The sequence below is a fragment of the Desulfoplanes sp. genome (assembly GCF_054921335.1).
In genome coordinates, this window is the sequence record NZ_JBUDSQ010000010.1 from 45,597 (window position 1) to 64,841 (window position 19,245).

General features: G+C 56.2%; 14 protein-coding genes. 7 read left to right on the forward strand and 7 right to left on the reverse strand.

The window, feature by feature from the left end:
* Positions 1–4 precede the first annotated feature (4 nt).
* Entirely contained in the window at positions 5–2,908 is a 2,904-nt protein-coding gene (locus tag ACY692_RS03835) for a WD40 repeat domain-containing protein (RefSeq protein WP_462324017.1), read from the forward strand.
* Positions 2,909–3,060: 152 nt separating this feature from the next.
* The gene (locus ACY692_RS03840; RefSeq protein WP_462324018.1) at positions 3,061–3,414 is read left to right on the forward strand and encodes a PAS domain-containing protein; all 354 of its coding nucleotides are present in this window, start codon (positions 3,061–3,063) and stop codon (positions 3,412–3,414) included.
* Positions 3,415–3,635: 221 nt separating this feature from the next.
* On the opposite strand, the gene ACY692_RS03845 is transcribed toward ACY692_RS03840, so the two are convergent.
* The 4 genes from ACY692_RS03845 to ACY692_RS03860 form a co-directional block, all read right to left on the reverse strand.
* On the reverse strand, positions 3,636–4,583 hold the full coding sequence (locus ACY692_RS03845) for an ABC transporter substrate-binding protein (RefSeq protein ID WP_462324019.1): 948 nt from the start codon (positions 4,581–4,583) through the stop codon (positions 3,636–3,638).
* Positions 4,584–4,747: 164 nt separating this feature from the next.
* Complete coding sequence (betB, locus tag ACY692_RS03850) at positions 4,748–6,223, reverse strand: betaine-aldehyde dehydrogenase (protein ID WP_462324020.1); 1,476 nt, start codon at positions 6,221–6,223, stop codon at positions 4,748–4,750.
* Between the two features lie 12 nt (positions 6,224–6,235).
* Positions 6,236–7,876, reverse strand: a complete 1,641-nt coding sequence (betA, locus tag ACY692_RS03855) for a choline dehydrogenase (protein WP_462324021.1) — start codon at positions 7,874–7,876, stop codon at positions 6,236–6,238.
* A 61-nt stretch (positions 7,877–7,937) separates the two neighbouring features.
* Positions 7,938–8,675, reverse strand: a complete 738-nt coding sequence (locus tag ACY692_RS03860) for a FadR/GntR family transcriptional regulator (RefSeq protein ID WP_462324022.1) — start codon at positions 8,673–8,675, stop codon at positions 7,938–7,940.
* A gap of 325 nt (positions 8,676–9,000) precedes the next feature.
* Here ACY692_RS03860 and ACY692_RS03865 point away from each other — a divergent pair, with 325 nt between their 5' ends.
* A complete protein-coding gene (locus tag ACY692_RS03865; RefSeq protein WP_462324023.1) occupies positions 9,001–9,378 on the forward strand; it encodes a hypothetical protein in 378 nt (125 codons plus the stop codon).
* Between the two features lie 228 nt (positions 9,379–9,606).
* On the opposite strand, the gene ACY692_RS03870 is transcribed toward ACY692_RS03865, so the two are convergent.
* Positions 9,607–10,878 (reverse strand): EAL domain-containing protein, encoded by a 1,272-nt coding sequence (locus ACY692_RS03870; protein ID WP_462324024.1) that lies wholly within the window; start codon positions 10,876–10,878, stop codon positions 9,607–9,609.
* Between the two features lie 113 nt (positions 10,879–10,991).
* A complete protein-coding gene (trmFO, locus tag ACY692_RS03875) occupies positions 10,992–12,332 on the reverse strand; it encodes a methylenetetrahydrofolate--tRNA-(uracil(54)-C(5))-methyltransferase (FADH(2)-oxidizing) TrmFO (protein WP_462324025.1) in 1,341 nt (446 codons plus the stop codon).
* 539 nt (positions 12,333–12,871) lie between these two features.
* Here trmFO and ACY692_RS03880 point away from each other — a divergent pair.
* The 4 genes from ACY692_RS03880 (at position 12,872) to yjjJ (ending at position 18,700) form a co-directional block, all read left to right on the forward strand.
* On the forward strand, positions 12,872–13,855 hold the full coding sequence (locus ACY692_RS03880; protein WP_462324026.1) for an ABC transporter ATP-binding protein: 984 nt from the start codon (positions 12,872–12,874) through the stop codon (positions 13,853–13,855).
* Between the two features lie 54 nt (positions 13,856–13,909).
* Positions 13,910–14,890, forward strand: a complete 981-nt coding sequence (locus ACY692_RS03885; RefSeq protein WP_462324027.1) for an ABC transporter ATP-binding protein — start codon at positions 13,910–13,912, stop codon at positions 14,888–14,890.
* 128 nt (positions 14,891–15,018) lie between these two features.
* Positions 15,019–17,013, forward strand: a complete 1,995-nt coding sequence (locus tag ACY692_RS03890; protein WP_462324028.1) for a peptidase U32 family protein — start codon at positions 15,019–15,021, stop codon at positions 17,011–17,013.
* A 367-nt stretch (positions 17,014–17,380) separates the two neighbouring features.
* On the forward strand, positions 17,381–18,700 hold the full coding sequence (gene yjjJ, locus ACY692_RS03895) for a type II toxin-antitoxin system HipA family toxin YjjJ (protein WP_462324029.1): 1,320 nt from the start codon (positions 17,381–17,383) through the stop codon (positions 18,698–18,700).
* A gap of 311 nt (positions 18,701–19,011) precedes the next feature.
* On the opposite strand, the gene ACY692_RS03900 is transcribed toward yjjJ, so the two are convergent.
* Positions 19,012–19,245: Fic family protein (locus ACY692_RS03900; RefSeq protein WP_462324030.1), on the reverse strand; the 234-nt coding region annotated here is incomplete at its 5' end.

The following is a 19,245-nucleotide window of genomic DNA, read 5'->3' on the forward strand; positions in this document are numbered from 1 at the left end:
GGCGATGGGGGTTTTCCTGTTCGGTTGGCTGCTGCTCTACGCGACCCCGGAATGTGGCGCGTTCAAGGGCGGGCGGGTGCGCATGCTCCCCGATACCGGGGGGCATACCGCAGCCATCAGGGATATGGACGTGTCGGGTGACGGGAGTCTCCTGGTCACCGGGAGTGAGGACAAGACCCTGCGCCTATGGGATCTCGTGCATGGGCGTTGTCTGAAAACTGTGCCCATGACCACTGCCGGTGGGCAACAGGGAGCTATCTTTGCTCTGGATATTGCTCCGAACGGCCGGATGGTCGCCGTTGGCGGGTGGATGGGCGACAAGGCCGATGGTGCGGACATGGGAAGGGTCTTTCTTCTGTCCCTCCCCCAGGGCCGGCCGATCAAGGTTCTGGAACACGCCCCGAGTCCGGTCCACGCCCTGGCCTTTTCCCCGGACAACCGTTTTTTGGCCGTGGGGTCGCAAGACGGGTTCATCAGGATTTGGGATGTGGACCGGGGGGGGCTTGTGCATGGTTTCCACGGCCACGCGGGAGCGGTCCGGAGTTTGGCCTGGATCGACTCCGGGCGTTTTGTTTCCGGGGGGGACGATGGGAAGATCTTGGCCTGGGGGGTGGATGGACTGGTCAACCTTGGGGTCCTTTCCGGGCATACGGATCGGGTTGCGTGCCTGGCGGTTTCTCCCCAGGGCAATACCCTGTTTTCGGGTGGGTACGACAAGAGTGTCCGGGAGTGGGATCTCGCAACCATGCGCTATGTACGTCAGTTGACCGTCCAGGCCGGTCCTGTTCTGGGCCTTTCGTTCAACCGGGATGGCAGCAGGGTTCTGGTGACCAGCGGGGGGATGGGGAGAGGAAGAACCCGCTGTGTGGTCCTTGATCGGGAAACCGCGAGGATGCAGACGCTGTTTCTGGAGCATGCCGGGGGCGTGGAGGTCGGTCGATTCATTCCCGGCACGTCCCTTGCCGCTACCGCAGGACAAGACCGGACAGTTTTTTTGTGGGACACCGGGACCGGGAAGGTCCGGCACCGGCTCACGGGGCATGGCCGCGCCATTGTTTCCGCCCGGTTCGCCCTGGAGGGTGACCAGGTTTTTTGGACCTTGGAAAAACCCTTGTCGGTTTTTCAGGAAATGCGCGGTGGTTTCCCAGCGGCTGAAACCCTGAGGATGCGGTTTTCGGACAAAGGGTATCTCGGGGTGATGCCTGCTCCCATGCCGACGGCCGCGCAGGGGGCCATCCTGGAGGTCGGCGACCGCCGCCTGGTGCGCCAGGTAGGCGCGGACACAAGGAGCAGTCTTCTTGAGGTCTACGACGGCAAATATTGTCGGTTGAAGATCGAACGCAACTTTGAGGACGGTAAGGAACACTGCGCGTCTTCACTCACGCCGGACGGAAAATACGTGATAAGCGGTGGCGGATACGGTGCCTTGGCCATGTATCGTGTCCGGAGTGGTGAAAAGGTCCATGGTTTCAAAGGGCACACCGGAGCGGTCGTCTGTCTGGCCGTTTCCCCTGACGGTACTCGACTGGTCTCGGGGTCCCAGGACCAGACCGTGCGGTTGTGGAATCTGGAGACCGGGGAGTTGCTGGCAACGGTCCTGTATGCCGATAGCAATGAATGGGTCGCCTGGACCCCGGCTGGCTATTATGCCTGCTCGCCTTCGGGCGATTTCTTGCTCAAGACGGTTGTGGAGCAAAAGGGGGGGGGAGTACCGGAAACCCTACCCGTGGATGGTTTCGGACGCTATTGTTACCGACCGGATATCGTCAAGGCGACCCTGTTGTCCGGGCGTTCGCGCACCGCCCTTGCAAAATGTTCCGCCCCGCGGATTTCCCAGGATTTCCTGGATTCCCATCGCCCCCCCGGCATCGAGATCCTCAGGCCGGATGACGGTTCCGTCATAGGGTCCAGGAACGTTTCCCTTCTGTTCCGTTTGCAGGCCCATGCGGCCGAGCCGGCCGGGTGTACGCTCCGGGTCAACGGCCGTCTGGCTGGTGTGGAACAAAAGGACGGGTGGGGTTCAGGCCGGCACAATGTGCCCCTGGACATGGAGACGGGAGTGAACACCATCGGGGTCGAGTGTGTCTCGACACAGGGCACCCGCGCACGGGCCGAGGTCCGGACAATCCTTGTCGATGGTTCCGGAATAAAGGGGAGAGGGCCCGGCACGCTCTATTATCTGGGTCTGGGGATAGGCAGGCTCGAGATCTTCGGGCGGATGGACCTGCCCGGTCCGTCGACCGATGTGAACATGGTCGGCCGGATTCTCAAACCCTTCAAAAAAAGAACCTATGACCGGGTCAACCTGAGGCTCGTGAGTGACGATTACGGAACCTCCCCGACCAGAGCACATATCCAGAAAGGGGTGGCCTGGATAAACCGGGCCGGTCCCCGGGATACGGTGGTGGTTATGGTCGTCGGCCAGGGGGTGACCACCCCTGATGGCCGTCCGGTTCTGCTTGCGCGTGATTCCAGATCGGATGGGCATGATGGGTACCGCAGGGAGAGTGTCATCGATCTGGAAACCTTTATGGAGAACCTGGGAAAGCTGGAGGCCAGGGTCCTGGTCCTGTGCGATATCGCCCATTCCGGCCCCCTGGACATGACCCGGGTTCTGCGCATGGCCCGCGACAAGGGGGTGGCGGTCCTGTCCGCCACCCAGGGACACCAGAGAACGGGCAAAGAGTATCCTTCTCTGCCCTGTCTCCCCTTTGCCTATTCGTTGTTCAAGGGGCTCGGTCCCGGATTGTTCGCCGACACCGATAGGGACGGCCGGGTAGGTATTCGGGAGCTGGCGCGGTATGTCCAAGAAGAGGTGCAGGGAATAGATGACACGCTCATGCCGGCCCTTGTGCTCCCCGTCGGGTATGGGGATTTTGTCGTGGGCGGCTCCACCCCCAGCGAGTGATCCGAGTGTGGACGTTTTCTTGTGTCTTGTCCTTGGCCGCAATCCTTCCTGCGAGGGAGCCGGCCGGTCCTGTGCGGGAAGTCTGTGGTGCGGAAGAAGGATGCGGGATACTGCCAATGTGGTAACAAACAAAAAAAATGAGGAGAGGGATTGTGCGGGAAAAGATAGATTTTGAACGTATCGTTTGGAACATATCCCAGGTCGTGATTGTTCTCGATCGGGATTTGAATATCGTGTGGGCGAACAAAAAGGCGGCCGATGTCGCGGGGACCGATCCGGTGGGACACAAATGCCACAGACTCTACATGGATAACGACAGCCCCTGTGAGGGCTGCCATACCCTGGAGACCTTCGAGACAGGCAGATCCATACCCAACACGAGTACGGTCGCATACGGGGACGGCAGTGAGAGATATTTCGACGGTTTTACAACCGTTGTCTGCCAAGACGCGCAGGGAAACACGGCGTTGGTCGGCGAAATTGCCGGAGAAGTGCCTACATTATAACCCGGATCGGCGAAAAACCGGGGGCGGGTTTTTGCCGGTTTTTCCAGATGCGCAGAGACAACGGCCGCCTTGTCCAAGAAGGACAAGGCGGCCGTTGTTTTTTTTATCAACCCGTTGTTGTTGCATTGCTGCTCCGTATTGACCGGAGAACTCGGCCGAAACGTGTGTACCCCTCCGGGCAGATCGTCCATTGACGGGCGCAATACAACGCAAAAATGGTATTATTGCAACGAGGCCTCAAAGGCCGGGACGGCGGGCTTTCCGTCGACCGTCGTAATGCCGGTGAGCCATCCTTTGTATATTTCCGGATGGTTCTTGACCCACTTGAAGGCGGCTTCGGCAGGGCGCATGTTGTCGTTGTGCATCATGGTCATGATTTCGTTCATCATGGAAATGGGGAAGGTGAAGTTTTTGAGGAAGGCGGTTACGTTGGGATATTCGGTGTCAAAACCCGCGCGGTAGTTGGTATAGACCGTGGCTGTCCCGTCGTTGGGGCCGAATGTCTCATTGGTGCTCCCCTTGAGGTACTTCATGTCGATGACCATGTTCATGTAGTGCGGGGCCCACCCCAAAAAGACAATCCATTTTTTGTCCTGGGCAAAGGACTGTACCTGGGTGAGCATGCCGGCTGCGCTCGATGGGATCAGGGTGAAGTCCTCGAGACCGTACTTGGGGGTGTCGATCATTTCCTGGATGATCTTGTTCCCGTCGTTCCCTTCCTCGATACCGTAGATCCTGTTTTCGAGCTTGTCCGCATACTTTTGGATATCGCTAAAATTCTGCAATCCCGCATCGTAACAATAACTGGGCACCGCCAGGGTGTATTTCGCACCGGGCATATTGGGAATAAACCGGATGACCGTGCCCTGGTCGAAGTATTTTTCGGCGATGGTTTTCATGGACGGCATCCAGTTTCCCAGGAAGAAATCAGCCTCGCCGGAGGCCATGGCCTTGTAGGCAATGGGTACGGAGACCATCAAGTTTTCTGCCCCGTATCCCAGGCTTTCCAAAATTGTTACTGCGAGTTCCGTTTTCACGGTGACGCCGGTCCAGCTTACGCTGGCGATCTTGATCGGTTTTTTCTTCGCGGCAATGGCCGATCCGGAGAGGACCAGCAGTAGAGCGAGCACCATGACTGTTACGGGTTGCAATTTGTCCTTCTTAAACATCAGACCTCCTCAATTAGAGATTATGATTGCGGGGCGCCCGTGAGTAGAAACTCGGTGGCGGGATGGTTTTGGAATATGTGCCCGGCAACCGTCATTATCATCTGCACGCATCGGTTCGTTTGGTACGGGTCCGGGAACGCGAGATTCCCGGACCGTCATACCCTTTAGCAGCCGAACCAATTGAGCGGTTTGGTGGCGTGGTTCTGATAGATGTGTTTGGTCTCGGTGTACTCTTCCAGTCCGGTTTTTCCCAATTCTCGTCCCATCCCGGACTGTTTGTACCCGCCCCATGGGGCCTGGGTGAAGTATACGTTGAAGTCGTTTATCCATACCGTTCCGAACCGGAGGGCCCTGGATACGCGGTAGATGCGGTCCGGATCCCTGGTCCAGAAACCGGCCGATAGCCCGTAGACCGTGTCGTTGGCCAGGCGTATCGCCTCTTCTTCGGTACTGAATGTTTCCACGCTGACCACGGGGCCGAAGACCTCTTCCTGTACGATACGCATCTTTGCGGTGCATCCGGTGAACAGGGTGGGCAGATAATAGAATCCGGTGCCGAGATCCGCATGTTCGGGCCGTTTTCCGCCCAAAACCAGTTTGGCCCCTTCCTCGTGTGCAAGAGACACGTAGTTTTCGACGTTGGCGAGGTGTTCTGCGGAGATCAGCGGTCCCATCTGGGTGTCCGCGCCGAAACCGTCCCCGATGACTATCCTGGACATACGTTCCTTGAGGGCATCCACGAACCGGTCGTGGATCTCTTCCTGTACCAGGATGCGCGCACCTGCGGAACATATCTGTCCGGCATGGAAGAACACCCCGTTGAGTGCGTAGTCCAGGGCGGTATCGAAATCCGCATCGGAAAAGATGATGTTCGGATTCTTTCCCCCCAGCTCCAGGGCCAGCTTTTTAACGTTTTCGCTGGCCGCTTTGATTATTTTTTTCCCCGTGGTTATGCCTCCGGTAAATGAAATCAGGTCCACATCCGGATTTTCCGATAATTCCGCACCAACGCTGGAACCCGGACCGAGGACCACGTTGACCACCCCGGCCGGAAAGCCGGCCTCCTCGACCAGCTCGGCCGTTTTCAGGGCCGTGAGCGGGGTGATCTCGCTCGGTTTCATGACGACGGTGCATCCGGCGGCAAGAGCAGGGGCCAACTTCCATGCGGCCTGCAAGAGCGGATAGTTCCACGGGGAAATCTGTCCGCAGACACCAACGGGCTCGCGTATGGCCATGCTGCTGGTGTTCGGGAAGGGGGAGCCGATGACTTCTCCGGCGTCCTTGTCGGCCATCCCGGCGTAGTATCTGAATATCCCGGCTATCTCATCCATGTCCCAGCGGCTTTCCTCTACGGTTTTACCCGTATTCAGGGTCTCGAGCCGGGCCAGTTCTTCTTGATCCCGCTGGATCAGTTCGGCCAGTTTATAGACCATCTCACCGCGCTGCGTCGGGGGCAAACCGGACCAGGAACCGTTGTCAAACGCTTCCCTGGCCGCTTTGATGGCCAAACGGGAATCCTCGCGGTCACCCTTTGGAACCTCGGCGATTGTTTCAGCGTTACAGGGGTTTATTATGCCAATACGTTGTCCGGAAATCGAACCCGTCCATTCACCGTTTATGTACATGTTTTTTTTGATCATTGTCTGTCTCCGTTATTTGGCCGTGTAGAACCCGGCATCGAGCGGCCGTTCAGGTGTGTTGCCCAGGATTGTGTCTGCGGCTTTTTCGGCGATCATCATCACCGGGGCGTAGATGTTCCCGTTGGTGATCTCGGGCATGATAGAGGCGTCCACGACCCGCAGGTTTTCCACCCCATGTACCTTGAAATCGGTGTCCACGACACCCATGCTGTCATAGCCCATCTTGCACGTGCTGCACGGATGGTAGGCGCTTTCCCCTTCCTTGGCCACGAAGTCGAGGATTTCCTGGTCGCTTTGCTTGTCGGCCCCTGGCGCGAGTTCCTCGCCCCGGAGCTCGTCAAAGGCGCTTTGCTCGATGATGTTCCGGGAACAACGGATGGCCTCGACCCATTCCTTCTTGTCCTTTTCCGTGGATAGATAATTGAAGACGATCTTGGGATAGTCCGAAGGATCCGCGGACTTGATTTTTACCTGTCCCCGGGCATCGGAGTACATCGGGCCAACGTGGAGCTGGAAGCCGTGCCCGGCAGCCGGTGCGGTACCGTCGTACCTGATGGCTATGGGCAAAAAGTGGAATTGCAGATTGGGGTAGTCCACGTATTCGTTGCTCCGGATGAATCCCCCGGCCTCGAAATGGTTGGTCGCCGCTTCCCCGGTCTGCCCGAACAGCCATTTGAGACCGATCCAGGGCTGGTTGTACCATTTGAGCGCGGGATACATGCTCACCGGTTTTTTGCAGGCATACTGGACATAGAGTTCCAGGTGGTCCTGGAGGTTTTCGCCCACTCCGGGCAGGTCCTGGATGACGTTCAACCCCAGATCATCCAGTTCGTTCGCATTGCCTATCCCGGACAATTGCAGAAGCTGTGGGGTGTTTATCGATCCACCGCAGCATATGATTTCTCCACCATAGGCCTTGTGGACTTTCTTGCCCCTGGCGTATTCAACGCCGATGGCCTTTTTGCCGCCAAAGAGTATCTTTGTGGCCTTGGTCCGGCATTTGATTGTCAGATTGCGCCGTTTTTTTACCGGATGGACATACGCCCGGGCCGCGTTCCAACGTCTGGAGCGGTAGATCGTGGCGTCGAAATGGGAGAACCCTTCCTGCTGGTACCCGTTGACATCTTCGGTCAGGGGATACCCTGCCTGCTGCACGCTCTCGAAAAAAGAGGTGAACAGGGGGTTGGAGCACTCGGGAGTGGTCAGGTACAGGGGGCCGGAAGACCCCTGGTATTCGTTGGCACCGCTTAGATGGGTCTCAAACTTTTTGAAATACGGCAAACAATGGGCATAGTCCCAGTTTTCCAGCCCTTCGTTTTGGGACCATTTTTCGTAGTCCATGGCATTGCCCCGGATATAGATCATACCATTGATGCAGCTCGATCCCCCCAGAACCTTGCCCCTGGGTTGGTAGATCCTGCGGTTGTGCATGTGCGGTTCGGGTTCGGATTCATACCACCAATTATAGGTCTTGCCCTGCAGGGGATAGGTCAGGGCCGCGGGCATGTGGATGCGAAAATCCAGTTTGTAGTCCGGATGACCGGCCTCGAGGACGAGAACCCTGTTCTTGGGATTGGCGCTCAGTCTGTTGGCCAGGACACTGCCTGCCGATCCGCCGCCGACAATGATGTAGTCATAGTTGTTTCTGGGCATAGGTACTCCTGTTACTTGATTGTTCGATTTTTTGGGTTGCAGGCCGGGGTTTTTACCGGCCTTAAAATTTTGTTTTTTTGTCCCGGACGCACTTGAGGAGCATCAAATAATGGTTGCCAATATAGGACAGGGCCTTGAGCGGTTCATCCGCGGCTATCTGTCGGGCCGTTTGTTTCCAGTTTGCCACGGTCATTTTCCGGTACTCGGGGTCGTCGTAGAGCGCGTAGTCGTATGAGCTAAAGCCCATCTGGATGGCGTGCATGACCCATTCGAAAATCGGATTTCTGGCCATCTTGGCGAAGCGGATGTTCAGGGTCCGGTCGAGTTCGGCAATGGTCGGCATGTCCGGGTCGTCCCCGCAAACATACGCTCCAAGCTTCTGGGTCATTTCCACCAATGCCTTTTTTTCTTCCTTGGTCCCCCTGGCCACGGCCAGGGCGGTGATCGTCCGGTCCAGGCTTTCTCTGAACTCTATCAGCGATTCCGGGTCGATGTTTTTTTGTTTGAGAAAGAGGGTGAAGGACTCGCTAACGCTGTCCACTCCGATCTGCTTGACGAAAGCGCCTCCCTTGGCTCCCTTTTTGATCTCGATGAGTCCCTTTTGTTTCAAAATCTGCTGGGCCTCGCGGACAACACCGCGCCCTGTCTCGAACTGGTTCTGCATTTCCCGTTCACTGGGCAACCGTTGGCCGGGAAGGATTCTGCCCTCAATCACGGCCGCCTCGATCTGCAGGGCGATATCCTCGCTGGCCCGACCGGATTGGGCCGGTGTGAAGGTGATTATGGGTTTGTCGTCCATCGAAATGGTCCTACTTTTAAGAGGATGTTTTTGGGGTCCTGCGGAGCCCGTTGTTTCTTATTCTATTGAAAAGTAAGAATAAAAAAAGAAAAAGATAAAAAACTGTATTTTTTGTTCCCCAAATGGTAAGACCATTAATATCCGGTTGACTGCTTTTGTCAAGGCCGGGCGGAAAAAGAGTTTTTTAGAGACTAGTTATTTGTTTTTATTGAAAATATACAGGAAAAGCGCCCGCGGATAACCTGGTAGGCTGGTGGCGTGGGTGGGGAACGGTCCGACAGACCGGCGCCCGTTTTTTGTCTTTTTTGCAGGGGAGGAACGAGAGATGTTTGTATTTGTCTTCTTGCGGGATGTGGTCATTTTGGTCTTTGGGGTATGGTTTTTTGAATTTTATCTGGATTTCCGGCTTCCGGAGGAGGACAATCTGCTTTTGTATTTCGTGGCCATCCCCATAATATGGGCCACCTTGAGCCAGATATGGACATCCGTAAGTTACAGGGAGCAAAAAAATCGGTTCATGTATATGGGATGCCACCTCATGGGGATGCTCATGCTCCTGTGCACGGTTTTTTTGATCAGCGCAGTGCTCAACTCAATCGAGAGCAGCCTTTCCCTTTACGGGAATATTTTTTTCCATTTTGTGGGCTGGACCGCACTTGCGGCGTTTATATTCTATGATCTGGTGGATGTTTTGCGGGATTGAGTCCCGTGGAGGACTCATCGCGCCCGGGGTCACACATGCGCCATCGGCATCCGCATCCCCGCGCAACAAGGTCGGTGGTTGGGTGGGACGAGCATGGGAGACGTCTTGCCGTAAGGGGGGTGCGTGTTGGTCTGCGGAAGGCTTGGATGGTGGGTCAATGTCTGGGGAGGGGGGGGCTCCTGCGCGGAGCCGTACCTACGGGTGGGGAGGGCGTGGAGAGTATGGGGACTAGCCCCGGGATTGGGAGAGTCCATCCACGGTGACGGTTTCGTCCCAGCCTTTGTTGAGGTAGGGAAATTCAAGGCATGCCATATATTGATGGCCGTCCTTGGCGTAAAAGGGACGGGAGATAATGCAGTGCAACGCGTTGCTGTCCCTGGAGAAAAAAGGTTTGGTAACAAATTTTTCAAACCCCATGGTCAGGTAGAGATAATAATCCTCAGAGGCATGCGAGCGTCCCTGGAGCATCTCTGTCCTGGCCTTGGACGGCCCCGGTCTGGAATGGGCTATTTCCCGGCCCAGGGTGTCCAGGATCAACGCACCGCGGACATCGTGGAAATGTGAGGCGTGCTGTTTGAGGGCGGTTTTGAATTCGCTCTTGTAATGGTTCCCGAGCTTGTAGACACATTTCTTGAGGATCTCGTCGTATTTTTTGAAAATCCGCTGTTTGATCCTGATCTTGTCACAGGTTTGCTCGCGGTATTTTTTTCCAAGCTCCCTGACCTTGTCCGTGAAGATGAGCACGGCATCCTTACTGTTGGATGATTTGCTTTTGGTGTAGTAAAAGCCCTGCTGGGTGTGGATGCCGCATTCCAGAAGATTGATGGCCTCCTTTTCTTCTTCAACCCCCTTGGCCACGATGTGGGAACCGGTCTCTTGGCAGATTTTGCAAAGGGATGCCAGAATATCCCGCTTGTACGCTATCGTGTCCATGTCTTCGAAAAACGACCTGCCTATCTTGATAAAATCGGGCCTGATCTTGTGGATTTTATCCATGGACTGGCCGTCGCTTTGACAATCATCCAGTGAGAGCAGAAATTTTCTGTCTGCGTGGAAGGCGACGAATTCGTCTATGTGCTTTCTGCCGTTCTTGATTTGGGCGGTGTTGATTTCGATAACGATGTTTTCGCCGTCAAAGGGGGTTTTTCTGGTCGAACGGTACAGCTCGTACATGTCCCCGTTGTTGTATCTGAATGTGTGGATGTTCGTGTTCAGGAAGAGCAGGATGTTGGGGTGGGTTTTGCAGATGGGCTTGAATTTTTCCAGGGCCCTGGTCCTACAGATACGTTCGATCCTGGACTGGATTTCATCGTCCAGTTCGGGATTGAACAGGGCGCAGGCATCGACCCGTTTTTGGCCGTCCCCGACCACTCCTCTGGAAAAGGCCTCGAATCCGATCACCGATTCCGATCGGATGGATACCACGGGCTGGAAATAGGTAAGGATGCTCTGGGCATCGACGATCTGCCTGATGCTGTTTGCCTGACAGGATTCGGACATGGTTGGCTCAAAATGTGTGAAGGGTGGTTATCAACCTAGATTCCGTAACTCCGTTAGCAGGAATGTTTCCGGGCGACAATCTGCATGGGGCCGGTTGGTAACCCGTTGGGTGCTCATTGCCGGTTGTTGCCGTGGAGCCAGGAGGTAAAATCCTTGACCGCCCTGGCCGCGTAGAGTTTTTTGCGTTCCTTTTTTTTGGCCCGGCGGTTCAGCCCGGGCATGAGGCCAAAATTGACATTGGAGGGCTGGAATTTTTTGGCCGGGGTTTGCAGGTGGTTCAGCAGGGCTCCCAGGGCGGTCGTGTCCGGAGGAAGAGATGTGACTGTCCCTGACAAAAACAGGCCGAGCCACAGGCCGGTGGCTGCCGACTCCAGGTATCCCTCCACACCGGTGATCTGTCCGGCGAGGAAACAATCTGGGGTGTTTTTCAGTCCGAGGCCGGGGGTGAGCACCCGGGGTGCGTTGATAAAGGTGTTCCTGTGGATGGACCCCATACGCTCAAAAACGGCCTGTTCCAGCCCGGGTATCATGGAAAAGATCCTTTTTTGTTCCGGATAGGTCAGCTTTGTCTGGAATCCAACCAGATTCATGGCCGTTTTGTCCCTGTTTTCAGCCCGTAGCTGGACGCAGGCAAAGGGCTGCTTGCCCGTACGCGGATCGATCAGTCCGACCGGCTTCAGGGGGCCGAAGGCCAAGGTCTGGTCTCCCCGGTCGGCCATGGTCTCGATGGGTAGACACCCCTCGAAATGGATGGCCTTCTCGAATTCTCGGGGAGTGACCCGGGCGCCCCCTTGCAGGGCCTGGACGAAGGCGGTGTATTCCTTTTCGCTCAGGGGACAATTGAGATAGTCCTTTTCCTCGGGATTGTACCGGGATCCCCAAAAAGCCTTGTCCATGTCGATGGAATCCGTGGCCACGATGGGGGCGATGGCGTCATAGAAGTAGAGGTCGTTTTCACCCGTCGCCTCCATGAGGCTTCTGGTCAGCGCCTCCGATGCCAGTGGTCCGGCAGCCATGACCACTTTGGAAAAGGGCCCAAGTTCCGGAGCGTCCAGTGCGGTGATTTCGCGGCGGACAATGGCCAGATTGTCCAGGGTTTCCAATCGGCGGGTGATTCCGCTGGAAAAAAGGTCCCGGTCCACGGCCAGTGCCTTGCCCGCGGGAATGGCAGTTTTGTGGGCAACCTGCATGACCACGCTCCCAAGGAGTTCCATCTCCTTTTTGAGCAGGCCGATGCCGCTTTCGGGATCACTCGAACGCAGGGAGTTCGAGCAGACCAGTTCGGCCAGTCCGTTGAGCTTGTGGGCGGGGGAGAACCGGTCGGGCTTCATCTCGAAAAGTGTGGTCGGGATACCGGATGTGGCCAGTTGATAGGCGGCTTCACTGCCGGCCAGCCCCCCGCCGATAACGGCGACGGGCTGGGTGGCGGAGATTTTGGGGGTATTGTTTGTCATTGTTCCAGATGTCGGATTGGGGGGACAAAAAGCAGGTAAAATGCCAGCAAATCCCGGCAAAAATAGTCATAAACGCGATCATTACGGATAGATTCGTGGGGCTGATTCACGGATCGCCCGTTTTTCCGGGCCCCGGGAGGCGAGAAAAAACAATGGGTTGGGCATGGGTCGTACCGGACCGGAATGTCCTGGTAAAATGCGCAGGAAGATCGTGGTGGTGCCTGAAGATCCATGGGTAATCGGTTGTCGCCGGGGTGTCTAGTTTGGGGAATCCCGTGTGCAAGCTCTGGATGTGTATGGGGCCGTGGATCGCTCCCGGCCGGAGGGGCGTAACAAGGAGTTGGGAGGACCACCCTTTGCCGCGCCATAACTTCCCGTTTTCGAAGGAGGGCTCCGGTTTGTTCGCGGAGAGACCACCGTCTCTTCCGGTCCCTTCCCGGCGTTGGGAGTAAGCTTGCAAGTCGCCCTGAAAACCACTAATCGGGACTATATTCAGTACCCCACATTCAGTACCCTGTTCCTACCGTCCGTGAGGCTCAATGTCTTCCCTCCTTACAATCAACGACCTCAGTACGCACATCTTTTCCTCCCGTGGAACGGCCAAGCCCGTGGACCGGGTCAATCTCAGGCTCGATGTCGGGGGGGCTCTGGGGATCGTCGGTGAATCCGGGTGCGGGAAATCCATGCTCGCCCTGTCGGTCATGGGGATCGTCCCCTATCCGCCGGCCAAGGTGGTTGCGGGGGAGATCCTGTTCCGGGGCCAGAACCTTCTGGCCCAATCGGAAAGGGCCATGCAAAAGATCCGCGGGCGGGACATGGCCATGATATTCCAGGAGCCCATGACCTCGCTCAATCCTGTTTTCAGGGTCGGGGAGCAGATAGCCGAGACCGTGCGCCACCATTCCGGGCTGGACAAAAAGCAGGGAATGGACAAAGCGGTTACCCTGCTTGAGCAGGTGGGTATCTCCTCTCCTGAAAGGCGGGTCCGTGATTTTCCCCACCAGATGAGCGGGGGCATGCGCCAACGGGTCATGATCGCCATGGCCCTCGCGTGCGATCCGGCCCTCATCCTGGCCGATGAACCCACGACCGCCCTGGATGTGACCATCCAGGCCCAGATCCTCAAGCTCATCCGTTCGTTGCGGTCCGAGCAGGGAACCTCCCTTGTTCTGATCACCCACGATCTGGGAGTGGTTGCGGAAAACTGTGACCATGTGGCAGTCATGTACGCCGGGGCCCTGATGGAGATGTGCACGGTCAGGGAGCTCTTTGCCGAACCTCTGCACCCGTATACTCAGGGCCTCATGGCCTGTGTGCCCAGGATTGACGATGCCGACGGCCGTGCTCTGGCCACCATTCCCGGCGTCGTTCCGAACCTTCTGGATCTGCCAAAGGGGTGTCCCTTTTCCAACCGGTGTGATAGGGCCTTTGACCGCTGTTCCGTGGAACGTCCCGGAAGGTTGTTCCCCAGAGAGGGACATATGGTCCGGTGCTGGTTGTATGGGGGGAAGGATGAAAGATAAAAGATATAGGATACAGGCTGGAGACAGGAGGCGGGAGACCGGAGATAGGATAACATGACCAGGGAATCGACTTTTTTGGAACTCAGGGATCTGACCCGGGATTTCGAGGTCAGGACCGGGGGAGTGCCGGCGAGGACGGCATTGCTCCGGGCCGTTGACAGTGTTTCGCTCCGGATCGATCGTGGGCAGACGTTGGGTTTGGTGGGCGAATCCGGGTGCGGGAAATCGACTCTGGGACAGATGGTGGTCGGGCTCCTGCCTCCAACACACGGAGACGTCCGGTTCAGGGGCAAACCCCTGTGGGGCTCGGGCGGGTTCGATCAACCGGACTTCCGGCGCAAGATCCAGATGATTTTTCAGGACCCGTCTTCGTCCTTGAATCCCAGGATGCGTGTCAGGAAGATCATTGGCGAGGGGTTGGACATCCACCGAATGGGTTCGCGTGAAAAGAGGGCCGATCGGGTGGCGGAGCTTATGGAAATGACCGGTATTTTGCCCGAGCACGGGGACCGGTATGCCCATGAGTTCAGTGGGGGGCAGCGGCAGCGTATCTCCATCGCTCGGTCCCTGAGTCTCGATCCCGAACTGATCGTTTGCGACGAACCGGTTTCCGCCCTGGACGTGTCCATCCAGGCCCAGATCCTCAATCTGTTGGCTGCGCTGCAAAAGGATCTCGGGCTGACCTATATTTTCATCTCCCACGATCTGGCCGTGGTCAGGAAGGTCAGCCACCGTATCGCGGTCATGTATCTGGGGCGGATCGTGGAAATCGCCGACCGGGGCGACCTGTACGAGAATCCCTGCCATCCCTACACCAAGGCACTGCTTGCGGCCGTGCCCAGGCCCGATCCCTCGAGGACCGTTCCCGACAACGGATTGCGGGGAGAAATCCCCAGTCCCCTTGCCCCGCCCACGGGGTGCGTATTCCATCCACGATGTCCCCTGGCCATGGACGTGTGTTCCCGAGAGATTCCCGAGGAGATCGAAGTCGCCCCTGGACATAGGGTGGGATGTTTTTTGTTCGACAAATCCTGATCAAGCGAGGCATTGAGAGCTCAATGGTGGAGAGAATCGAACACCATCCATCCCGCATTCCTGTTCTGATTTCCCCAATAACCTGTATCCACAAAACAATCCGCCGCAGCTAGCGGCGACGAGATACCATGACCAATCAAGAACGACCCATTGAAATCCTGGCTCCTGCCGGGGGAAAGGAAAGTTTTCTGGCCGCAGTGGCGGCCGGGGCCGATGCCGTGTATTGCGGGCTGAAAAATTTTTCCGCACGCATGGAGGCGGACAATTTCTCCCTGGACGAACTGGCCGGGCTGACCGGATTGGCCCACGCAAAGGGGGTGCGGGTGCACATCGCCCTGAACACCATGCTCAAGAACAACGAGCTCGACCGCACCGGCAGAATGATCGACCGGCTGCAGCGGTTCGTGCATCCCGACGCCCTGATCATCCAGGACCCGGGTGTGGCCACCCTGGCCCGGCAGGCCGGCTATACGGGCGAACTCCATCTTTCCACCCTGGCCAATTGCAGTTTTCCTTCGGCCCTTTCCCTGGTGCGGGAGAAGCTGGATATCGATCGGGTGGTCGTGCCCCGGGAGCTGACCATCGACGAACTCAAGCAGATGGCCGCTGCCTGTCCTGCAGGGCTCGATCTGGAAATTTTCGTGCACGGGGCCCTGTGTTACGCGGTTTCAGGTCGGTGCTACTGGTCCAGTTTTCTGGGTGGACGCAGCGGCCTGCGGGGGCGGTGTGTGCAGCCCTGTCGACGCGTCTATGAGCAGGACGGGGTTAAAGACCGTTTCTTCTCCTGCCAGGATCTGGGATTGGATGTGCTGGTTCGTCCGGTTGCGAATATTCCCCAGGTGCGCTCCTGGAAGATCGAGGGGCGCAAGAAGGGGCCGCATTACGTGTTTTACACGGTCAAGGCCTATAGGTTGTTACGCGATCACGGGAATGACCCCGCCAGCCGCAAGATGGCCCAGGAACTCCTGGACATGGCCCTGTCCCGCAAGACCTCACATTACTATTTTCTGCCTCAGCGCAAGGTTGTACCTCTTGTGGAGGGCGAGGACACCGGCTCAGGCCTGTTCATGGGCACTGTTCAGGGCGGGGGACGAAGAACATGGTTTTCGCCCCGGACTAAACTCCTGGGCGGGGATCTCTTGCGTCTCGGTTACGAGGATCAGCCCTGGCACAGAACTCTGCGCATCCGGCGGGCCGTGCCAAAAAAGGGGCGGCTGGATATTCCCATGGGTGAAAACCGGCCCGCGCCCAAGGGCACACCGGTATTTCTGGTGGACCGGCGGGAGCCCGAGCTGTCCAAACTGATCAACGAACTGAACCGGGAACTGCAGACCATTTCCCACACAGAGACCGAGTCCTCGGATTTCAAGGTCAAGGCCCCCAGGGTATGGAGTCCGTCCCGAACAAAAGGGAAGGGGAAAAACGCCATGGAACTCCGCGTCTTCCGCCAGCTTCCCACTGTGGAACGCAAGGGTCCGCCCATGGGAACCTGGATCGTCCCCGGCCAGGTGGAAAAGTTGCCCCGTGGCCTGGTGACCAGGACCTGGTGGTGGCTCCCTCCGGTCATCTGGCCCGAGAATGAGGGCGTATGGAAAAAAACCGTGGCCTCCCTGATCAATCGGGGCGCAAAGACCATGGTCATCAACGCTCCCTGGCAGATGGGACTGGTCGACAAATTGACCGACTGCCGCATCTGGGCGGGTCCGTTCTGCAATATCGCCAACCCCCTGGCCATCCAGACCGCCAAGGATCTGGGCGCATCAGGCGTCATTGTCAGTCCCGAGCTTTCCGGCCCGGATTTCCTGGCATTGCCCAGCCGTTCCCCCCTCCCCCTTGGCGTGGTCATCAACGGCATCTGGCCCCTATGCATCTCCCGGATCAAGGCCGAACACCTCAAACCGGGCGAACCCTTTGCAAGCCCCAAGGGCGAAACCGCCTGGACTATCAGATACGGGGATCTTTTCTGGACCTTTCCCAACTGGTTTACAGACATCCGGGACAAGAAAGAGGAACTGGCCAGGGCCGGGTACCAGCTCTTCGTCCACATGCGCGAACGGGTGCCCAAGACCGTGGAGGTCAAGGACAGACCCGGGTTGTGGAACTGGGATCTGAAATTGTTGTAGGAGTATCCTGTTCGGGATTGTTTATTCCCTATCCAGCATACCACAACGCCCTGTCGGAACATGATTCCGGCAGGGCGTTGTGGTATAGGCTTTTGGGATTGAGATGTGGGCACAGCGACTCACGTCACAGAGGGGTGCGGGCTGAGAACCCGATATAACCCGAGATTGAAAAGGGTGCGGCCAGACTGCTTTTTGGCCTTGAATAGATTTGACGGAGTTCGTTTTTATGTCTATTTGCTAGTCAAATGTGAGTCAAAATGTTTGCTAATATTTCAGATAATATCTTGGTTCTTTGTTATTTTTTTACTTAAAAACAAATTTTTTTCTAGTCGGATATAAGTCTTTTTTTTTAGCCGAGGGTACAAATATGCCAGTGTCGCTTGAGGAATTTCTTGAAGAGGGAGCCGCTACCTCCAGGGAGATTCAGGGGGCTACAGGATTGTCGCAGACCGCTGTTTCGAGACAGCTGAGACGAATGAAAGATAGAATAATAACAATTCGAAGTGGGAGAACTCCAAAGTATATTCTGACTAAAAATGCTTTTGGAGGTAGTGACAGGTTGCCTTTGGCCGTGGTGGACGCCCATGGGAACACTGTGCGAGTCGCTTATCTTCGACCGTTGGTAACCGGTGGGTTTTATGTCGAGGCAACAGCAGGGATGTCTCGGTTGTTGCTCGGCGATGCCGGTGACGGGGTATATGATGATCTGCCCTATTTTTTATACGATATGGGGCCACAGGGGTTTTTGGGAAGACAGATTGCGAAAGAAATGCACGCTCACTTTCCGGAATTTCCCGCCGACCCGAAGCGGTGGACAAATGATCATATCGGGAGATTGCTGATTTCCAATGGAGACGATCTGCCTGGTAACGTTAAATTCGGAGAGCAGGCGTTGCTGCGTGTTCGCAGAAAACCGGAACTCGTGGATGATGTTGACTACCCGCGTATAGCCAACGGCGTTATGGAAGGAGAGATTCCAGGGTCTTCTGCCGGAGGAGAGCAGCCGAAATTTACTGCATTCAATAAACGTTGTAATTGCCATGTCATTGTTAAATTTTCTCCGGTCGGCAACAACGAAATTGCCAGAAGATGGCGTGATATTCTTATTACAGAATACCACGCCATGAAAGCTTTGCGTGGTTATAAATTCCCTGCTGCAGAAACAAGACTTTTTGAGCGAGAAGGACGGCTCTTTTTGGAGTCACAGCGATTCGACAGATCTGGTGAATATGGGCGAATGTCCATGACCTCTCTTGCTTCTATTGATGCAGAGTTTGTAGGACTCGCAGAACGTTGGCCGAGCGTCGTAAAGGCGCTTGCACAAAGAAATCTGGTTGCAACCAAGGATGTACTTGATGCCGAATCTATATGGTGTTTCGGGCGGTTGATAAACAACACGGATATGCATTTGGGAAATCTGAGCTTTGCTATTGATGGCGATGTGTTGAGATTGCTACCGGTGTATGACATGTGCTCGATGGGCTTTGCTCCGAAGAGTGGAGGGGAGGTTGTTTCATATGCGTTCACTCCCAGGCATCCGGAGCGGCAGAGTATTACCGATGAGGCCTACGCCGGGGTAAGGGAATTGGCGATTCACTTTTGGGATCGTTTGGCTCAGGACTCGAGGATTTCTGACGAACTTAACAGGTTTTTACGTAAGGGAAATCCTGTAGAAATGATGGAATAAAAAATGGCTCTTGTTGGGTTTCAGGGGGCTGCCTGGGAAGTGCGGTAACTTTCATGCAGTGATTCTCCGACGTTGTTTTTTCCTCCTGGGAACGCCGAGCGTCTGCTCGGCACTGCGTTTACTATCCAACTGAAATATGAGCAGATGATGCCGGATAGACAGTATGAAGCTGTACCCTTTTGGTGTTGCTCGAAAGGCCGAGCAGACGCTCGGCGTTCCCAGGGGAAAGACTCGTTTGCAAAGTCGGTTGTCGTGCTGCATCAGTGATACTTGGCCGTGAAGAGACAGACCCCCGGAATCCTGCAGGAGCCTTATTTTTTCATGGAACGTCCTTTTTGCGACAGTCGGTATTTCTGTTTCGGGTTCTTGGGCGAATTCGGGTCGGTCATTCCCACGAAGCCTGCTTTCAGAGCCGGGATGAGATAATTTTTTCTGAAGGTGGGTCGGTGGTTCATCTCCAGACCTTCCATGGGTTCCCTGACGGAAAGAGGCGAGTCACCCATGATGGAAAGGAGATTTAGTACATGGTCGGTTGCATGGTCGGT

Bases quoted from the DNA above. Each gene is read 5' to 3' on its own strand.
- ACY692_RS03835 (WP_462324017.1), top strand. From the start codon at position 5: ATGGGGGTTTTCCTGTTCGGTTGGCTGCTGCTCTACGCGACCCCGGAA.
- ACY692_RS03845 (WP_462324019.1), bottom strand. From the start codon at position 4,583: ATGTTTAAGAAGGACAAATTGCAACCCGTAACAGTCATGGTGCTCGCT.
- betB (WP_462324020.1), bottom strand. From the start codon at position 6,223: ATGATCAAAAAAAACATGTACATAAACGGTGAATGGACGGGTTCGATT.
- betA (WP_462324021.1), bottom strand. From the start codon at position 7,876: ATGCCCAGAAACAACTATGACTACATCATTGTCGGCGGCGGATCGGCA.
- ACY692_RS03860 (WP_462324022.1), bottom strand. From the start codon at position 8,675: ATGGACGACAAACCCATAATCACCTTCACACCGGCCCAATCCGGTCGG.
- ACY692_RS03865 (WP_462324023.1), top strand. From the start codon at position 9,001: ATGTTTGTATTTGTCTTCTTGCGGGATGTGGTCATTTTGGTCTTTGGG.
- ACY692_RS03870 (WP_462324024.1), bottom strand. From the start codon at position 10,878: ATGTCCGAATCCTGTCAGGCAAACAGCATCAGGCAGATCGTCGATGCC.
- trmFO (WP_462324025.1), bottom strand. From the start codon at position 12,332: ATGACAAACAATACCCCCAAAATCTCCGCCACCCAGCCCGTCGCCGTT.
- ACY692_RS03880 (WP_462324026.1), top strand. From the start codon at position 12,872: ATGTCTTCCCTCCTTACAATCAACGACCTCAGTACGCACATCTTTTCC.
- ACY692_RS03885 (WP_462324027.1), top strand. From the start codon at position 13,910: ATGACCAGGGAATCGACTTTTTTGGAACTCAGGGATCTGACCCGGGAT.
- ACY692_RS03890 (WP_462324028.1), top strand. From the start codon at position 15,019: ATGACCAATCAAGAACGACCCATTGAAATCCTGGCTCCTGCCGGGGGA.
- yjjJ (WP_462324029.1), top strand. From the start codon at position 17,381: ATGCCAGTGTCGCTTGAGGAATTTCTTGAAGAGGGAGCCGCTACCTCC.